We start from the raw sequence: 16,609 nt of genomic DNA on the forward strand, positions 1-16,609 counted from the left end.
GTCGTTCACGACTGCACAACAGGCGGCAGGCCGAAGGATCCCTAGCCGCGGCAGCACGTGACTCGACGAGACGCACTGACCGGGGGTTGGGCGATCGATCGTGCAATCAGGAAGCGGACGTGCGACCTCGCTTATAGATCCTTCGGCCTGCAACCGCTCGTGCGGGGCAACATCGGTGTGGCCGGCCTCACGATGACGTCTCTCTGTGCGTTTGTAATGCACGGGTGATTGCCAGATCCCCCTATGACTCTTTCGCCTGATCGGGTTTTGCCGATGGCCGATGCCGCTCGGCGCGCGGTGTTCGTGGACCGCGACGGGACGCTGATCGAGGACCGCCACTACCTGGCGGACCCCGCCGGCGTCGCGCTCCTTCCCGGCGCGGCGGAGGCGGTGCGGCGGCTGAACGAGGCGGGATGGCTCGTCGTGCTCGTCACCAACCAGTCCGGCATCGGGCGGGGGATGTTCGGGGAGGATGACTACGCCGCCGTCCACCGCCGCCTGGTCGAGCTGCTCGCGGCGGAGGGCGCGCGGCTGGATGCCGAGTACCACTGCCCGCTCGCCCCCGGCGATCCCGATCCCCACCACCTCCGCAAGCCCGGCGCGGGGATGTACCTCCGCGCCGCCGACGAGCACGGCATCGGCCTCGCGCGCTCCTGGCTCGTCGGCGACCGCGTGCGCGACGTGGCCGCGGCGCGCGAGTTGGGCGCCTCCGCCCTCCTCGTCCGCAGCCCGCAGACGGAGGTCGACGAGGCGGAGCGGCTGGGCATCCCCATCCTCCCGTCGCTCCTCGACATCATCCCGCGTCTCTGACATCGCTGGATCTCACGCGGAGACGCGGAGACGCAGAGAACTCACCGCGTGATGAGTTCTCCGCGACTCCGCGTCTCCGCGTGAGGCAAAAGCGGAGCGGGAACCCACCCGGGATCCCCGCTCCGCTCACCCATCTCCCTCTCCCTGCCGTACTGCCCACGCTTCGGCGGCGATCAGAAGGCGACCGTGCCCTCGAAGATGAAGCCGTTGAACTTGCCGCCGTTGAAGATGCTGGTGTCGGCGTAGCCGGTGTACTTCTGCGTCACGTACTCGCCCTTCAGCAGGATGTTGTCGGTGATGTACCAGCCGGCGCTCGCCTGCCAGCGGTCGGCGCCCACGTCGCCGCCCAGCGGAGTGGTGGGCGTGGCGACGGCCAGCGGCCCGCGCACCGTGTTGTACCGCGCGGCCACGAACAGCGGCTCGCCGGGGAGGAAGCGGTAGGTGGCGTCGACCGCGTACTGCTTCCAGGTGCGGTTCTCCGTCTCGGTCCTGGCACGGCCGTGCGCCTGCTCGATCTGCCCGAACAGCTCCAGCCCGTTGAACTTCACGAAGGGGTTGATGACCCACGAGGTGAGCGCGTAGTTCATCCCCGGGTTCAGCATCCCCGAGCGCAGCGTGGCGTTCTCGGTGCTCGTCGGCGCGGCGTTCTCCATCACGAAGTAGTAGCGCGAGCCGGCGCGGTCACCGCTGAACAGGTTCTGCTCGGTCGAATGCGGGTTGGTGTACACCGAGCCCGTCAGGCGCAGGCGCAGCTCCGGGGTCAGCTGCCGGTCGAAGCCCAGCTTGCCCAGGAACGAGGGGGTGCGGTGCCGCGGGTCCGTCACCGACGGGTGCAGCTGGCCGGCCGTGATGCCGCCCATGGCCAGGAAGCCGTTGCTGCGCACGTACACCTCGGCGCCCGCCTCGGTGGTGAAGGGGTCCATGATCAGGTTGCCGACGAACGGGTTGTAGACCGCGTTGCCGTTGTCGGTGCGGCGGAAGTGGCTGTCGCCGTAGTTCAGCTCCATCTCGCCCACCCGCAGCGTGGTGTACTTCATGATGCCGTTCAGCAGCGGCACGTCGACCGGCGAGCTGTCGATCAGGATGAAGCCGTCCTTCACCCACGTCTCGCTGTGGTGGCGGCTCGACAGGTAGCTCGTCATGTGCACGCTGATGCCGCGGGCGAGCTGGGCCGTGAGGTACAGGTTGGCCACCGCGTTGTTGAACCCGGGGCCGATCTCGACCAGCGCGTTCTGGTCCACGCCGCCGACCACCTTCGGCCCGGCGGTGTTGCTGTGGCCGATGGTCTGGAACTGCTGCGTGAACGCCGCGCCCAGCAGGAGCTTGAAGCCGTCGTAGGGAACGCCGTCGTTCTTGGGCGCCTCGAACATGTTCAGGCCGCGCTTGTCGGTGGGCCGGTAGTTCTGGATGGGGATCTGCTGCGCGCCGGCGAAGAAGGTCTGCGCGGCCTCGACCTTGGCCGAGTCGCTGGGGACGGGCTGCGTGCCGCCGCCCGGGGTGTCGTTCTGCGCCGCAACCGGTGCGGCCGCCAGGGCGGCCAGCAGGGCCGGGAGCAGCACACGAGTCGTGGTTCTCATCGTTCCGTCTCCACTCAGGAGCCTCGGGTCTCGGCGGGGGCGCGGAGGTGCGCCCCCGGGACTTCATCGCGGCGGTAGGGACCGCCGCCCGGATTCACTCGTTCAGGGCTTCAGCACCACGTCGAACCCGACCGTGGCGGCGGGGGCCACCTTCATCGTGCCCAGCATCAGCGAGGGCGGGCGAACGCCCCACTCGGTCATGGTGATGCGCTTGCTGCCGCGCACGCGCACCTGGCCGTTTTCGCGCGCCACCGTGGCGTTGATCGTCACCGGCCGCTCCTGCCCGGCGATGGAGAGCGTGCCCGCCATCTCGGCGGTGCCGGCGTCGGCGCCGGTGGCGTTCACCTTCACCGAGGTGGCGCGGAAGCGGATCTCGGGGGCCTCGGCGGCCTTCAGGGCGTTGCGCATGTGGCCGTTCATGGTGTTGTTGCGGCAGTCGAGCGTGGCCACCGGCACCGTCACCGAGGCGCTGCCCACGTTCGCCAGCTGCGCCAGGTCGGTGGTGCTGGCGGCGGCGCTGCCGACCGCGTGCGTGGACTCGCAGTGCCAGGAGCGGGTGGTGGAGGTCCCGTCCACCCACACGCGGCTGCCGGGCTGCATGGACAGGGGAGCCAGCGAGGCCGCCGCGAGGACGGGCACCACCAGCATCGATCCCAGCACAAGGCTCTTGCGCATCTCTCGGTCTCCTTCCGGGTTCCACCTTCCGCGGGGCCACCGCGGCCCTCGCTCCAACTGGTGACAAGTCTAGTCCCCCGCCGGGCGCCCACCTGTCGGCGTGCAACCGCACCGCGTGCGGGGCGAACGGCCCGACCTCGTGTGGTGCGCGGGACTACCCGCCGGGCGCGCGGGGAAGGGAATGGAGACGAGGGTGCGGGGGATTTCCCTACGGGCGGGTGAGGGACGGACGGAGTGCGGGAGTGCGGGAGTGCGGGAGTGCGGGAGTGCGGGGGGATTGGTGAGCCGCGCGTCATCTTCGCTCATCTGGCGGCGGTGCTCGCCGATGGGCCCTCTCCCCGCGCCCTTAGAGCGCTCGCCCTCTCCCGTTCCGGGCGAGGGGGGCATTCCTGCGTCCTGCAACCTCTGGTAACACGGATGCTTACGTGTGCCGGTGATGCGTGATGGCTACCTCTCCCGGTACGGGAGAGGTGGCGAGCCTAGGCGAGCCGGAGAGGGCGCGGCGCCAGGGAGACGCGCCGATGGCCTGGCTCGCACGGAGAAGTCCGCGAAGGCGGACTGCGTGCCCTTGTAGCCGCGACGCCGCGACTTCAGTCGCATTTTCGCGAATCTTCTCCCATCGATATCAAAAACCAGCGGAGCCACCGGAGCTGTTCTCCGTTGACTCCGTTGACCCGTATGACACCTGCTGTTAATCAGTCGCCCGATCCCCGACGCACTCACGCACTCCCGCACTTTACTCGTCCGTCGCCCGGGCGCCCGTCGTCGCGCCGCCGCACGTCGCGGTCATCGCCTCGAGCGAGAGGACCATGCGGCCCGCGACGGGGATCTGCGACTCGATGCGGAGGGGGACGTGGCGCGGGTCGTCGGTGAAGTGGAACTGGATCACCCCTTCACGGTTGTAGTGGTGCGCGTCGCGGACCCGCATCTCCACCTCCACCGCGTTGAACTCGCCCGCGGGCACACGGATGCGCCCGCGGCCGATCACCCGCACCCGCACCGGGTTGCGCGCGGTGTCGTAGTGGCGCGCGAAGGTGTAGCTGTCTCCCTCCGCCAGCCGCAGCGTGCGCAGGAAGAAGACGAACGACAGCTCGTCGAGCGGCGCGGCGGTCGTCATCTCGCCGCCCTCCTGCGTGCCCGTCCAGCGGCGCGCGCGCACGTCCATGCGCACGTCCTGCCGCTTCGTGGAAACCGGCGAGCGCTCCGTCTTGGTGAAGTGGAACGACGCCGTCTCGGCCGGGTCGAACCACGACCGCGTGTGGTTCTCCACCCCCACGATCCCCAGCCGCCCGCGGAAATCGAAGCGCAGCAGGTACACGGGGCGCCCGCCGTCCTGCTCCGCGTCGACCGCGAAGGTGCCGCTGCCCATGCGCCCCAGCGGTCCGCTGCCGCGGTAGGTGCACGCCTCGCCCGGCGCGAAGGGGAGCGCCCCGCGCGACTGCGCCGGCGCCGGAAGCGCCAGCATGGCCGCGGCCAGCGGCAGCCCCACGGTGCGGATGGTTCGGTGGATCGCTCTCATCGTGCGCCTCCTCGGGGCGGGTTCCTGCCGTCGCGAGAAGGCTACCGGCGCGAGGGGGGCGCGTCAGTCGGGTGCGTGGGGACTTTCTTGTGGGGCAGCCCAGCAGGGCGGGGTAGGGGATTGCACCCGTGGGGATGACGATGGATCGGCCGCGCCCCCGATCGACGGCTCGCGGCCGCAGCGGGATCAGCGGCTGATGCCGTGGCGCAGCAGCGGATACGGGTTCTGCGGCGTGCCGGCCCAGTACCGTTTCGGGTCCGCCGTGGTGGTGACCTCGAAGTGCAGGTGGTAGTTGCCGGGGCCCGCGTTGCCAGTGTTTCCCACCGACCCGATCACCTCGCCCTGGCGCAGCGCCTTCCCCTCGGCCATGCCGGCGGCGTAGCGGTCCAGGTGCGCGTAGTAGTAGATGGTCCGCCCGTCGCGGGCCAGCTCGTACAGCGTGGTGCCGCCGCGCGCGCTCTGGAACAGCTTCAGCACGGTTCCCTCGGCCGTCGCCAGCACGGGCGTCCCCCGCGCGGCGGGGATGTCGATCGCGTCGTGCACCCGCCCCTGTCCCCGCGCCTGCGTGTAGGTGTCGGTGAGCTGCGAGGGCCGCACGCCCTGCACCGGCACCAGCAGCAGCCCCGCCGCGGCGGACATCGGCGCAACCGCGCTGTCGGGGGATTGCGGGTCCGCGGCGTCCGCCGGCTCTGCGGCGGGGCCGGGTGCGGCCGGTGCGGGTGCCTGTGCCGCAGGCTGCGATGCGGAGTCAGGAATGGACTGCCGCGCGGGCTGAACGGCGGGAGCCGCCGGGCTGGGCGCCGCGGGGCCGATGCGGATCACCAGCCCGCCGCGAGGGAGCCAGCGGGGCACGGCCCACACCACCAGCACCACCAGCAGGAGCATGGCCAGCGCGCCGAGCAGGAACGGACCGAGGAAGCGGCGGTACGGCATGGGGCCGTGGGGGGCGGGGAAACGGCAGGGAGATCAGGGGATGTGCCCAACCTAGCGCATGTTGCGGCGGAGAAGAAGCCGCATCGTTCGCGGGTGTGCGGAGGAGTCACGAGATGCGGTGCCTCTCCCGCACCGGAACCGCCCATCTTGCGCCCCAACGCGGGAGGATTGACGCCCCCGCGGGACGGCTCCATACTTCATGCGTGAACCAACCCTTCGCGGGGGACTCCGCGGCGCGAAACCTGCGGGGTTGGTGAGGGTACAAGTCGTTGATGTAGCGGGATTTATCCCGCCTCGACATTCCAAGTAGAGGGGGCAGCGATGCAGACTGAGAGCGTGGCGGCGGCGGTGTCCACCGAGGCCCCGGCCAGCCCCGTTGTGCTGACGCAGCTGGCGGCCGGCGAGGTTCGCCGATACATCGAGGAGCAGGCCGCCGGCGAGAAGGCCGGCCTGCGCGTGGGCGTGCTGCCGGGCGGGTGCTCGGGCTTCCAGTACGGGCTGAACATCGAGGACGAGCCGGGCGACGACGACATGACGTTCGAGTCGCAGGGCATCCGCCTGTTCGTGGACCCGTTCTCCCTGCAGTACCTGCAGGGCACGGAGATCGACTACGTGTCGACCTTCCAGGGGAGCGGCTTCACCTTCAACAACCCGAACGCCACCGGCGGGTGCGGCTGCGGCAGCTCCTTCACCGCCTGACGCACTTCGGGACCGACGACGAAAGGCCCGCGGACCGGCAACGGTCCGCGGGCCTTTTTCCATTCGCCCGAAGGGAAGCATCTCCCGCAGCCGAAGCCGGCTTCCGAGCCGAATAGCCTCGCGCAGTTTGCGAGGCTTCCCGTAGTTGTTGCTGCGACTTCAGTCGCCGGTGAGGGTGCCCAGCCCGCGAACGTGGTCGGCGGATGCACTGATGTTTTTCGCCCGGCTCGGTATCATATCACGCCAGCACCACCTGGTGGCGCGACATGATGTCGAGCAGGCTCTCCATGTCGAACTCCAGGCCGTAGCGGCGCGAGATCTCCAGCACCTTGCCGACCTCCACCTCGCCGCGGGCGGGGATCACGGTGGCGACTTCCTCGTACCACGGCTCCAGCCCGCCGGGCGTGAGCATGTCCAGGAAGCGCGCCGGCCGCGTTCCCTCGTTCCAGTAGGTGTGCGGCACCCCCGCCGGCTTGGCGATGCTCTGTCCCGGCCCGAGCTTCGTCACGCGCTTGCCGAGCTGCACCCACAGCGTGCCCTCCAGCACGTACGTGGTCTCCGCCTCGCGCTGGTGCGTGTGCAGCGGCATGGCGATGTAGCCGGGCGGCAGCGTGTGCTCCACCACCGTCAGCCCGCCGCCCGTCTGCTCGGAACGGACGCGGATCTCGCCGAGAAAGTTGCGGATGTGGATGGTGCCCGGCGGCATCGCGCTGGTGCTCATGGAGTGCGATCGGGGAGACGGGGATGGGAGATGCGCGGCCGTCCGCGCGTCCGCAGGATGGCGTTGGAAACCGTCCGCGCGCAACCCGGCGCTCGGCGGCTGATGCGAGCTGATACGCGATTCCGGTGCAGAGCGGGCACAGTTCGTGCACCGCCTGTTCCGCAGGCAAATGCGGGCACCCCAAGCGGTTGAGCACATGGCCGAGCGCTCCTTCACCGGGCTCGACGGCACGTCCTGGCAGGCGTGGGACGTGGTCCCCGGCCAGCATGCGGACTGGCCCGCGCACGCCCGGCAGCACCTGCCCGAGGCGATGAGCGAGGGCTGGCTCTGCTTCGAATGCGCGGGAGAAAAGCGCCGCCTGCACCCCATCCCGCCGGGGTGGGCCAGCGGCAGCGACGACGACCTGCGGGCCTTCTGCCGCGACGCAAGTCCGGTGGTGCGCCGCCTGCCGGACCAGCCCCGGGAGGCCGCGGCCGGCGTGGGCGAACACGCCGCAAGCGTGTAGCGGGACGCAGCTAGCCGCCGCCCCGCACGTCGCGCGCGCGGCGCCAGAGCTCCACCAGGTCGCACTCGGGGCAGCTGTCCCACCCCTCCGGCGGCGGGGCCAGGCGCTTCTTGCCGTGCTCGCACTCGAACACCAGCCACCCCCGCTCGAAGTCTCCCGTCAGCAGCGACCGCCGCGCGGCCACGCCCTTGCGGCGCTCCTCCCGCCGGCGCTCCTCGCCCTTGTACCGCAGCACCGGGTCGGGGCTGCGGCGGTCTCGCGTCCGCCGCTCCGGGACCTCGGCGATGGAGGGGGCCACCTGCCACACCCGCCACACCGCGCCGTCCGGCGCGGTGAAATCACGCAAAGCCAAGGGACAGCTCCGCGAGGCGGCACCGGCGAAGGGGGCTGGTGAGCTCGCGCCTGGGCATCGTGGATCTCCTGCTGGTGTGGCTGCGGCCCCCGTGGGCGGGTCCGCGGACCTGCGGACTTAGCAGCATCCGTGCCGCCGAATCGGGTTCGGTGTGCCGACTTAAGGCATTGAATTGGAATGGGTTATAGCGATCCGCCTCACCTCGCGCAACGGCTCCGCGCCCGGCCCTGCCCGCTACCGGGTGAGCGCGACGCCCCACGGGCGCTGGCCCACGGCGACGCGGGCGACCACGCGGTTGGTGGCGGTGTCGATGACGTCGACCTCGTTGGCCAGGCCGCAGGCGGTGTAGACGCGCCGCCCGTCGCGGGTGATGGCAATCCCCCACGGGCGCCGGGCCACGGGGACGCGGGCGACCTGCCGCAGCGTGCGCGCGTCCAGCACAGTGACGACGGATGCGAGGCCGTTGGCGACGTAGACGCGCGCGCCGTCGGGCGAGACGACCACGCCCACCGGCTTTCCCTCGCCGCGCTCCAGCTCCACGCTGCGGAGCACCTGCTGCGTGCGCGTGTCCACCACGACCAGGGTGCCGCTCACCTCGTTGGTCACGAACGCGCGGGCGCCGTCGGGCGAAAACGCGGTGGCGCGGGGGCGCAGGTCGGCCAGGATGTTGTTCACCACGCGGTTGGTGCGCGCGTCGATCACCGACACCGTGTTGCTCGTCTCGGCGGTGACGTAGATCCAGCGCCCGTCGGGACTGGCCGCCACGCCCTCGGGCTCGATGCCGACCACCAGCGTGGCCAGCACGCGCCCGGTGCGCAGGTCGGTGGCCGACGCCGTTCCCGCGTCCTCGTTCGAGGCGTAGAGCCGCGTACCGTCGGGCGTCACGGCGAACTGCTCGGGGTCGCTCCCGGCGGCGTAGCGCGCGACCACCCGCCGCGAGGCCACGTCGATGACCGCGATGGCGTCGCCGCGGCTGGTGGAGCCGGGGTGCTCGTCGCTGAGCGCCACGTACACGCGCCGCCCGTCGGGGCTCGCCTGGATCCCGCGCGGCCGCACGCCCACGGGAATGGTGACGACCACCCGGTTGGTGGCCGTGTTGATGACGGTGATGTCGCGCGACCCCTCGTTGCTCACGAACGCCAGCGGCGCGCGCTGCTGCGCCAGGGCGGGGGAGAGCAGGGAGATGGAGAGGGCGAGCGCGAGGAGCGGAGAACGCATCTGCACCGGGGTGGCTGCGCGGCGGTGGGGCGGCTGGTGATGGAAAAAGATGGATTCGGCGCGCTTCGGCGGCATTCGCGGCGCCCTCTCCCCGCGCCTTGGAGCGCTCGCCCTCTCCCGTACCGGGCGAGGCGAGCCATCACGCATCCGCGTGCCCTGCAACCTCTGACCACACCAGCAGTTCGGACGTGCCGGAATGCCGGGACAGCTACCTCTCCCGGTACGGGAGAGGTGGACGGCCTAAGCCGGCCGGAGAGGGCGCGATGTGGCGGGCGTGGGCAGGATCCTTTCCCGCACCGGCTGCGATCCCCATCTCCCGAGCTCACCCCCCGATCCCGCACTCCGTCCGGCCGCGCGGCGTGCCCAGGCGGTCCAGCACGTCGCGCGACGGGGTGTCGCTTCCGGGCGCGGCGCGCGGCACCTCCACCGGGTCGGGCGCGGCGGGGGAGACGACGTAGAGCGGCTGGCGGAGCTGGTGATCCCACGCGCGGAAGGAGAGCGGGCGACCCTTGTGCCCGTCGAACTGCGCGGCGTCGGACGACAGGTAGCGCATCAGCGCGTCCGGCGCCGAAGAGCGCGCGCGGAGGGTGGACTCCCAGAGCATCTTCACCGCGAACCACCCCACCCACCCCTGGGAGTCCATTCCCTCACCGAAACGCGCGCGGAACCGCTGGTTCAGCTGGTCCGCGCCGAAGCGCTCCAGCCGCGCGTCCCACGCCTCCACCCGCCCGTCCGCCACCGCCGCCTGCGCCGCCGCGTCCGCCATCATCGCCGCGCTGGGGGCCACGTGGAAGCCGGCCGCCGCGCACTCGCGCCCGCGCAGCGCGTCGGCGTCGCACCCCAGGTCGATCCACACCACCCCGCGCGCCCGGGCGACACCCTGCAGCGCACGGCACTCCGCATCCCCGAACCCGCCCAGCAGCGCCTGCACCCGTCCGTCGGCCACCAGCCGGTCCGCGTCCGCGCCTTCGGCCAGCGTCACCGTGCGCCCGAAGAGCGCGGCGGAGTGCGCGGCCTCTTCCACCCCCATCCGCACCCCGCGCGCGGCGCTCGCCATCTCCTTCGTCCGCGACGCCGAGTCGGGGAGCACCAGGCCGATGCGCAGCGTGTCTCCCACCGGCTGCTGCGCGGCCGCGGCGGCGGACCGCAGGAACGGGGCCGCCGCGAACATCAGAAGCGCGGCAAATCTCCAGTATCTCCTCATCCGTGCGGCTTCCCCCCGCCCGCCGTGACCTGCGCGTGGTTCAGCGCCGAGACCAGCGTCACCCCGCCCAGCACGTTGCCGATCAGCGTCGGGATGATGAAGCGGCCGAATACTTCGCCCCACCCCAGCGCGCCGGTGACGCCCAGGTAGAAGACCTCCACCGCGCCGGCCACGATGTGCGCGAACTCGCCGACGCCCACCAGCCAGGTCATCAGCACGATCACCAGCACGTGCGAGGTTTCCGCGGCCGGGAGCATCCACACCAGCAGGGCGATGAGCCACCCCGCGAACACCGCCTTCAGCACCGTCAGCCAGAACCCTGCCTCCACCGCCTTCATCGCGATCTCGCGGAAGGCGTGGTGCACCTCGGGCCTGAACAGCTCGGTGCGGCCGATGACGAAGGCGAACGCCAGCGCGCCGAGCAGGTTGGCCAGCAGCACCACGCCCCACAGCCGCGCCACGTGGCCGAACACCTCGCGCGTGCGCCGCGCCATCAGCGGCACCACCGCCGTGAGCGTGTTCTCGGTGAAGAGCTGCTGGCTCCCCAGGATGACGATCAGGAAGCCGAACGAGTAGCCCAGCTTGGAGACGAGCGGCGCCCACGCCGCCCCCGCGGGAAGGTGGCTCCTGATCACCCCCTCGGCCACGAGCGAGAACCCCATCGCCAGCCCGGCGGCGAACCCGCTCCACGCCAGCGCCCCGGTGGAGCGCTCCAGCTCGTCGTCGCCCTCGCGCCGGATCACCTCGTAGGTGATGTCGGCGCTCAGCGACTTTTCCTCCTCGGCCTTCTTTTCCTCGGACTGCTTCAGCTCGGGCGCGCCCTCGGGGCGGTCTTCGTCCTTGCCCTGGTGCTCTTCGGAAGATTCGGCCACGCGGCTGCGTCCGATTTCAGGTGGGACCACGCATCGACCCGCCCGCACGGCCGCAAATGGCGGACCGGGCGCGGTGCACGTCGCCTGCATCGCAGGATCTCACGCGGAGACGCCGGAGTCGCGGAGAGCTCATCGCCGAACGGAGTTCTCCGCGCCTCCGCGCCTCCGCGTGAGATCGACGTCAGCTGGCCGCGCGCGGGAGGAGGACGGTGAAGGTGGAGCCGGCGCCGGGCTCGCTCACCGCCACCAGGTCGCCGCCCATCCCGCGCGCCAGGTCGCGGCTGATGGCCAATCCCAGCCCCGCGCCCTCGGCGGGGGCGTTCAGCGCGCGCCCCACCTGCACGAACGGCTCGAACACGCTCTCCAGCTTCTCCGGCGCGATGCCGATCCCCGTGTCGCGCACGTGCAGGGCCACGCGGTCCCCCATCTCCTCCCACTCCAGCACGATGGAGCCGCCCGGCTCGGTGAACTTCACCGCGTTGGACAGGAGGTTGAGCAGCACCTGCTGCAGCTTCTCTCGGTCCGCGCGCCCGGCCAGCCCGCCCTCGATCGGCGCCACGGCCAGGGTAAGGCCGCGCGCGCGGACCTGCGGGCGCACCATGGCCTCCGCGCTGGCGGCGACCGCGGCCAGGGAGACGTCCTCCAGCGCGTACTGCACCGACCCCGCCTCCACGCGGGCGTAGTTCAGCACCTCGTTGATGAGGCCCAGCAGGTGCTTCTGGCTCTGCTGGATGCGGCGCAGGTCCTCGCGCTGCTGGCCGGTCACCGGCCCGCGGATCCCCATCTCGATCAGCTCCGCGTACCCGCCGATGGCGTTCAGCGGGGTGCGCAGCTCGTGGCTCATCACCGCCAGGAACTCGCTCTTGGCGCGGTTCGCCTCCTCGGCCGCGGCGCGGGCGCGCTCGGCCTCGGCGCGGGCGGCGCGCTCGGCCTGGTCCAGCCGCACGCGGTCGGTCACGTCCACGTTCACCCCCACCATCCGGAGCGGCGTGCCGTCTTCCGCGTAGAAGAACTCCGCGCTCCCCTCCACCCACCGCACCTCGCCGTCGGGCCGGATGATGCGGAAGCCGAAGTCCATCTCCCGCTCGCCGCGCTCCATCACCGCGGCCATCTCGCGCTCCATCCGCTCGCGGTCCTCGGGAACCACGCGCCGCGCCCACGCCTCGACCGTTCCCTCGAACTCTCCCGGCGCCAGCCCGAAGAGCGCCTCCTCCTCCTCGGTCCAGGTGATCCGGGCGGTGGGGATGTGCCAGTCGAAGGTGCCGATCCCCGCGGCGCGCTGGGCCAGCCGCAGCCGCTCCTCCTTCTCGGCCAGCGCCTCCTCGGCCTCCTTGCGCTCGGTGAGGTCGATGTGGGTGAGGACCACGTGGGTGATGGTTCCCGCCGCGTCGCGCACGGGGTGGAAGTACCCCTGCGTCCACAGCACCCGCCCGCTCCCGCTGCTGGAGACGCGCGAGATGTCGTAGCGCACCGGCGGCGTGGTCACCGTCTCGCCCTGCTCGAAGGCGCGGCGGATGGCGGGGATGGCGCCCGCCGCCCGGAGCTGCGGGTCGTCGAGCACGGTGTAGCCGGCCGGCACCGAGGCCAGCGTGACCCCCCACAGCCGCTCGAAGGCCGCGTTCACCGCCAGCGGCCTGCCGTGCGGGTCGTAGATCACCGTGCTGAACGGCGACTGCGCGAAGAGCGCGGCGCCCAGCCCGGTGCCGGGCGGAAGCGCGCCGTCGCCGGTGGATGGCGGTGAGGGGCCGGACGGGTTCACGGGCGCGTGGAGCCAGGGTTCGGGAAGCCGGGGCGCGCGCGGGCGCCGCGTGGATCGCTCCCCGTTCGCAAGGCGTGCACCGCGCCCGGAACGTAGCAGCCGCGCGCCCCACCAAGTGATTGGGACGGCGGATCTTGCGCGGGCGGGGCCGCCGCGGGCCCGCGGCGAAACCAGACACCCGTAGACATATGGAACACCTTATGCATGGCCCCGGGGCGCGGAATTGGTGGGGATGAGGCCGTTGCATGGGGGCCCATCCCGCCCGTCCGTTTCTCCCGCCCCCCCGCGGGAGCCACGCGCAGGCTGAGGTCTCAACCCTCTTGAGGCTGGCGAAATCGGTGCGTCCCACGAACCTGATCCAGCTCCGGCGCACGGCCGTTCCGCTGCTGCTCGCCCTGGCGGCGTGCGGCGGCGGAAAAGACAACCGCACGCAGGCAACCGCGCCGCGGTTCGGCGGGCGCGGCGCGCCGCTGGCCAGCGCCATCACCGACACCACCGAGGACGGGCAGTGGACCATGCCCGCCCACGACTACGCCAGCACGCGCTTCAGCCGGCTGGCGCAGATCACCGCGGCGAACGTCGCGAACCTGAAGCTGGCGTGGACGTTCAGCACCGGCGTGAACCGCGGCCACGAGGCCGCGCCGCTGGTGGTGAACAATACCATGTACATCGTCACCCCCTTCCCCAACATCCTGTACGCGCTGGATCTGACGAAGCCCGGCGCGCCCATGAAGTGGAGCTACGACCCCCAGCCCGCCAGCGCGGCACAGGGCGTGGCCTGCTGCGACGTGGTGAACCGCGGGGCCGTGTTCGCCGACGGGAAGATCGTGTGGAACACGCTGGACGGGCACACCGTGGCGGTGGACGCCAACACGGGCGCGCTGGCGTGGAAGGCGCGGGTGGCCGACTACAACAAGGGCGAGTCCATCACCATGGCCCCGCTGGTGGTGAAGGGGAAGGTGCTGGTGGGGAACAGCGGCGGCGAGTTCGGCGTGCGCGGGTGGCTGACCGCGCTGAATCTGTCGGACGGGAAGCTGGCCTGGCGCGCGTACAGCACCGGCCCCGACGCCGAGGTGCTGATCGGCCCCGACTTCAAGCCGTTCTACCCGCAGGACCGCGGCAAGGACCTGGGCGTCACCACCTGGCCGCCCGACGCGTGGAAGATCGGCGGCGGCACGGTGTGGGGGTGGATCAGCTACGACCCCGCGCTGGACCTGATCTACTACGGCACCGGCAACCCCGGCCCCTGGAACGCCGACCAGCGCCCGGGCGACAACAAGTGGACCGCGGGGATCTTCGCCCGGCGCCCCGACGACGGGCGCGCCGTGTGGTTCTACCAGTGGAGCCCGCACGACCTGTGGGACTACGACGGGGTGAACGAGCAGCTGCTGCTGGACCTGCCCATCGGCGGGCAGACGCGGCGCACGCTGGTGCGCCCCGAGCGCGACGGCTACGTGTACGTGCTGGACCGCGGCACCGGCCAGGTGCTCTCGGCCAACCCGTACGTGCACGTGACCACCACGCTGGGGGTGGACCTGAAGACCGGGCGACCCGTGGAGAACGAGGCGCTGCACCCCGAGACGGGGAAGGTGATCCGCGACATCTGCCCGGCCGCGCCGGGGGGGAAGGACTGGCAGCCCAGCGCCTTCTCGCCGCGCACCGGGCTCCTCTACCTTCCGCACCAGAACCTGTGCCAGGACTTCGAGGGGGTCGAGGCCAGCTACATCGCCGGAACGCCGTACGTGGGCGCCAACGTGAAGATGTACGCCGGCCACGGCGGCTACCGCGGCGCGCTGACCGCGTGGGACCCGGTGCACGGCCGCATCGCCTGGCAGGACACCGAGTTCCTGCCGGTGTGGAGCGGCGCGCTGGCGACCGCGGGCGACGTGGTGTTCTACGGGACGATGGACGGCTGGTTCAAGGCGGTCGACGCGAGGACGGGCAAGCTGCTCTGGCAGTTCCGCTGCGGCTCGGGGATCATCGGCCAGCCCATCACCTACCGCGGGCCCGACGGCAAGCAGTACATCGCCATCCTCTCGGGCGTGGGCGGCTGGTCCGGCGCCATCGTGGCGGCCGGCCTGGATCCGCGCGACAGCACCGGCGCGCTGGGCTTCGTGAACGCCATGAAGGACCTGCCGCAGTACACCACCAAGGGCGGGATGCTGTATGTGTTCTCGCTCTGAGCCGAAAGTGCGGGAGTGCGTGAGTGCGGGAGTGCGGGAGTGCGCTCGTTCCGGCGCGCTCCGCGGCTTCTTCGCGCGCCGGGCCCACGCACTTCCGCACTTCCGCACTCCCGCACTCTCCCGCGCGGGCACGCCGATGCTCGCCCTCGCGCTGATGCTGGCCACGGGCGCGGGAGCGTGCGCCCGCGCAGACGCCCGCCCCGCGCGGGAGCTGAGAGTCTGCGCCGATCCGAACAACCTGCCCTTCTCCAACCGGGCGGGGGAGGGGTTCGAGAACCGCATCGCCCAGCTGGTGGCGCGCGACCTGGGCGCCACGGTGCGCTACACCTGGTGGCCGCAGCGCCGCGGCTTCTTCCGCGAGACCATCCGCGCGGGGAAGTGCGACGTGGTGATCGGCGTTCCCACCACGCTGGAGATGGTGGCGGCCACGCGGCCGTACTATCGCTCGTCCTACGTCTTCATCTCCCGCAGGGACCGCGGTCTCCATCTCCGCTCGTTCGACGATCCCCGTCTCAGGACGCTGAAGATCGGGGTGCAGATCGTGGGCGACGACGGCTTCAACACGCCGCCGGTGCACGCGCTGGCGCGCCGCGGCGTGGTGGGCAACCTCAAGGGCTACACCGTCTTCGGCGACTACGCCAAGCCGAATCCTCCCGCGGAGATCGTCGACGCCGTCGCCCGCCGCGAGGTGGACGTGGCCATCGTGTGGGGGCCGCTCGCGGGGTACTTCGGCCGGCGCGCGCCGGCGGAGATGGAGATCACCCCGGTGCAGCCGCAGATCGATCCCCCGTTCATGCCCTTCGTGTTCGACATCTCCATGGGCACGCGCCGGGGCGACCCGCTGCACGGCCAGCTGGAAGCCATCATCGTCCGCCGGCGGGCGGAGATCGACGCCATTTTGCGCGACTACGGCGTGCCCCGCGTGGAAGGGAGGAGGCAGTGAGGATTCCGGGTTCGCGCGGGGCGCGCCTCGCCGCGGTGATGGCCGTGGCCGCGCTGGCCGGGTGCCAGCGAGAGGACCGCCACTTCCGCGAGGTGCCGCCCAGCGCCACGCCGGGGCCGGTGGTGCAGACGTCGGGCGGCTTCGTGCCCGGCCCGCCGCAGCCCGAGGTCACCGCGCGCAACGCGTACCTGACCAACGCCTACGCGGTCAGCGAGGGCGAGAGCCTGTACAACCAGATGAACTGCGTGGGGTGCCACTTCCACGGCGGCGGGGGAATCGGGCCGCCGCTGATGGACGAGAAGTGGATCTACGGGAGCCAGCCCGAGAACATCTACCAGTCCATCGAGCAGGGGCGCCCCAACGGGATGCCGGCCTGGGGCACGCGCCTGTCGAACGACCAGATCTGGAAGATCACCGCGTACGTGATCTCCCTCTCCGGCCAGCTCAGGAAGGACGTGGCGCCCGGGCGGCAGGACCACATGCAGGGGAAGAAGCAGGAGCAGGGCACCGAGGTGCGCACGCCGAAGCCCTACGGCGGCCAGCCTCCGTCCACCGTCTTCCCATGACCGGCCCCCTATGCGGGAGTGCGGAAGTGCGGAAGTGCGGAAGTGCGTTGGCTTGGTACGTCCTCGGGAGAAC

Annotated in this window: 16 protein-coding genes; 6 read left to right on the plus strand and 10 right to left on the minus strand. The window is 71.5% G+C overall.

The window, feature by feature from the left end; translation table 11 throughout:
* Window positions 1-273 precede the first annotated feature (273 nt).
* Window positions 274-810: an HAD family hydrolase gene (locus tag VLK66_RS06270; RefSeq protein WP_325308529.1), complete on the plus strand. Its 537-nt coding sequence runs from the start codon at window positions 274-276 to the stop codon at window positions 808-810.
* Between the two features lie 173 nt (window positions 811-983).
* On the opposite strand, the gene VLK66_RS06275 is transcribed toward VLK66_RS06270, so the two are convergent.
* The 4 genes from VLK66_RS06275 to VLK66_RS06290 all read right to left on the minus strand — a co-directional run bounded on the left by VLK66_RS06275 (window position 984) and on the right by VLK66_RS06290 (window position 5,466).
* Complete coding sequence (locus VLK66_RS06275; RefSeq protein ID WP_325308530.1) at window positions 984-2,387, minus strand: hypothetical protein; 1,404 nt, start codon at window positions 2,385-2,387, stop codon at window positions 984-986.
* 102 nt (window positions 2,388-2,489) lie between these two features.
* The gene (locus VLK66_RS06280) at window positions 2,490-3,062 is read right to left on the minus strand and encodes a YceI family protein (protein WP_325308531.1); all 573 of its coding nucleotides are present in this window, start codon (window positions 3,060-3,062) and stop codon (window positions 2,490-2,492) included.
* 736 nt (window positions 3,063-3,798) lie between these two features.
* Complete coding sequence (locus VLK66_RS06285) at window positions 3,799-4,581, minus strand: DUF3108 domain-containing protein (RefSeq protein WP_325308532.1); 783 nt, start codon at window positions 4,579-4,581, stop codon at window positions 3,799-3,801.
* 186 nt (window positions 4,582-4,767) lie between these two features.
* The gene (locus tag VLK66_RS06290) at window positions 4,768-5,466 is read right to left on the minus strand and encodes a M23 family metallopeptidase (protein ID WP_414676456.1); all 699 of its coding nucleotides are present in this window, start codon (window positions 5,464-5,466) and stop codon (window positions 4,768-4,770) included.
* Window positions 5,467-5,835: 369 nt separating this feature from the next.
* Here VLK66_RS06290 and erpA point away from each other — a divergent pair, with 369 nt between their 5' ends.
* Complete coding sequence (erpA, locus tag VLK66_RS06295) at window positions 5,836-6,213, plus strand: iron-sulfur cluster insertion protein ErpA (protein WP_325308534.1); 378 nt, start codon at window positions 5,836-5,838, stop codon at window positions 6,211-6,213.
* A gap of 238 nt (window positions 6,214-6,451) precedes the next feature.
* On the opposite strand, the gene VLK66_RS06300 is transcribed toward erpA, so the two are convergent.
* Window positions 6,452-6,934, minus strand: a complete 483-nt coding sequence (locus VLK66_RS06300) for a cupin domain-containing protein (RefSeq protein WP_325308535.1) — start codon at window positions 6,932-6,934, stop codon at window positions 6,452-6,454.
* Window positions 6,935-7,103: 169 nt separating this feature from the next.
* On the opposite strand from VLK66_RS06300, the gene VLK66_RS06305 reads away from it, so the two are divergent.
* Window positions 7,104-7,439 (plus strand): hypothetical protein, encoded by a 336-nt coding sequence (locus VLK66_RS06305; RefSeq protein WP_325308536.1) that lies wholly within the window; start codon window positions 7,104-7,106, stop codon window positions 7,437-7,439.
* A 10-nt stretch (window positions 7,440-7,449) separates the two neighbouring features.
* Here VLK66_RS06305 and VLK66_RS06310 read toward each other — a convergent pair whose 3' ends face one another.
* The 5 genes from VLK66_RS06310 to VLK66_RS06330 all read right to left on the minus strand — a co-directional run bounded on the left by VLK66_RS06310 (window position 7,450) and on the right by VLK66_RS06330 (window position 12,844).
* Complete coding sequence (locus tag VLK66_RS06310) at window positions 7,450-7,791, minus strand: hypothetical protein (RefSeq protein WP_325308537.1); 342 nt, start codon at window positions 7,789-7,791, stop codon at window positions 7,450-7,452.
* A 234-nt stretch (window positions 7,792-8,025) separates the two neighbouring features.
* Window positions 8,026-9,009: a beta-propeller fold lactonase family protein gene (locus VLK66_RS06315; protein ID WP_325308538.1), complete on the minus strand. Its 984-nt coding sequence runs from the start codon at window positions 9,007-9,009 to the stop codon at window positions 8,026-8,028.
* A 322-nt stretch (window positions 9,010-9,331) separates the two neighbouring features.
* A complete protein-coding gene (locus VLK66_RS06320; protein WP_325308539.1) occupies window positions 9,332-10,213 on the minus strand; it encodes an ABC transporter substrate-binding protein in 882 nt (293 codons plus the stop codon).
* The gene (locus tag VLK66_RS06325) at window positions 10,210-11,085 is read right to left on the minus strand and encodes a formate/nitrite transporter family protein (protein ID WP_325308540.1); all 876 of its coding nucleotides are present in this window, start codon (window positions 11,083-11,085) and stop codon (window positions 10,210-10,212) included. The genes VLK66_RS06320 and VLK66_RS06325 overlap by 4 nt, the downstream gene beginning before the upstream one ends.
* Before the next feature lie 181 nt (window positions 11,086-11,266).
* Complete coding sequence (locus VLK66_RS06330; protein WP_325308541.1) at window positions 11,267-12,844, minus strand: ATP-binding protein; 1,578 nt, start codon at window positions 12,842-12,844, stop codon at window positions 11,267-11,269.
* Between the two features lie 338 nt (window positions 12,845-13,182).
* Between VLK66_RS06330 and VLK66_RS06335 the strand changes: the two genes are divergently transcribed.
* The 3 genes from VLK66_RS06335 (at window position 13,183) to VLK66_RS06345 (ending at window position 16,536) form a co-directional block, all read left to right on the plus strand.
* Window positions 13,183-15,027, plus strand: coding sequence for a methanol/ethanol family PQQ-dependent dehydrogenase (locus VLK66_RS06335; RefSeq protein ID WP_325308542.1), 1,845 nt, complete (start codon window positions 13,183-13,185; stop codon window positions 15,025-15,027).
* Window positions 15,028-15,163: 136 nt separating this feature from the next.
* Window positions 15,164-15,970 carry a substrate-binding domain-containing protein gene (locus VLK66_RS06340; protein ID WP_325308543.1) on the plus strand — a complete coding sequence of 269 codons (807 nt, stop codon included), beginning with the start codon at window positions 15,164-15,166 and terminating at the stop codon, window positions 15,968-15,970.
* A complete protein-coding gene (locus VLK66_RS06345; RefSeq protein ID WP_325308544.1) occupies window positions 15,967-16,536 on the plus strand; it encodes a cytochrome c in 570 nt (189 codons plus the stop codon). Before VLK66_RS06340 ends, VLK66_RS06345 begins: the two co-directional genes overlap by 4 nt.
* Window positions 16,537-16,609: the final 73 nt, after the last annotated feature.

Source organism: Longimicrobium sp., assembly GCF_035474595.1.
In the GTDB taxonomy this organism is placed as follows: Bacteria; Gemmatimonadota; Gemmatimonadetes; order Longimicrobiales; family Longimicrobiaceae; genus Longimicrobium.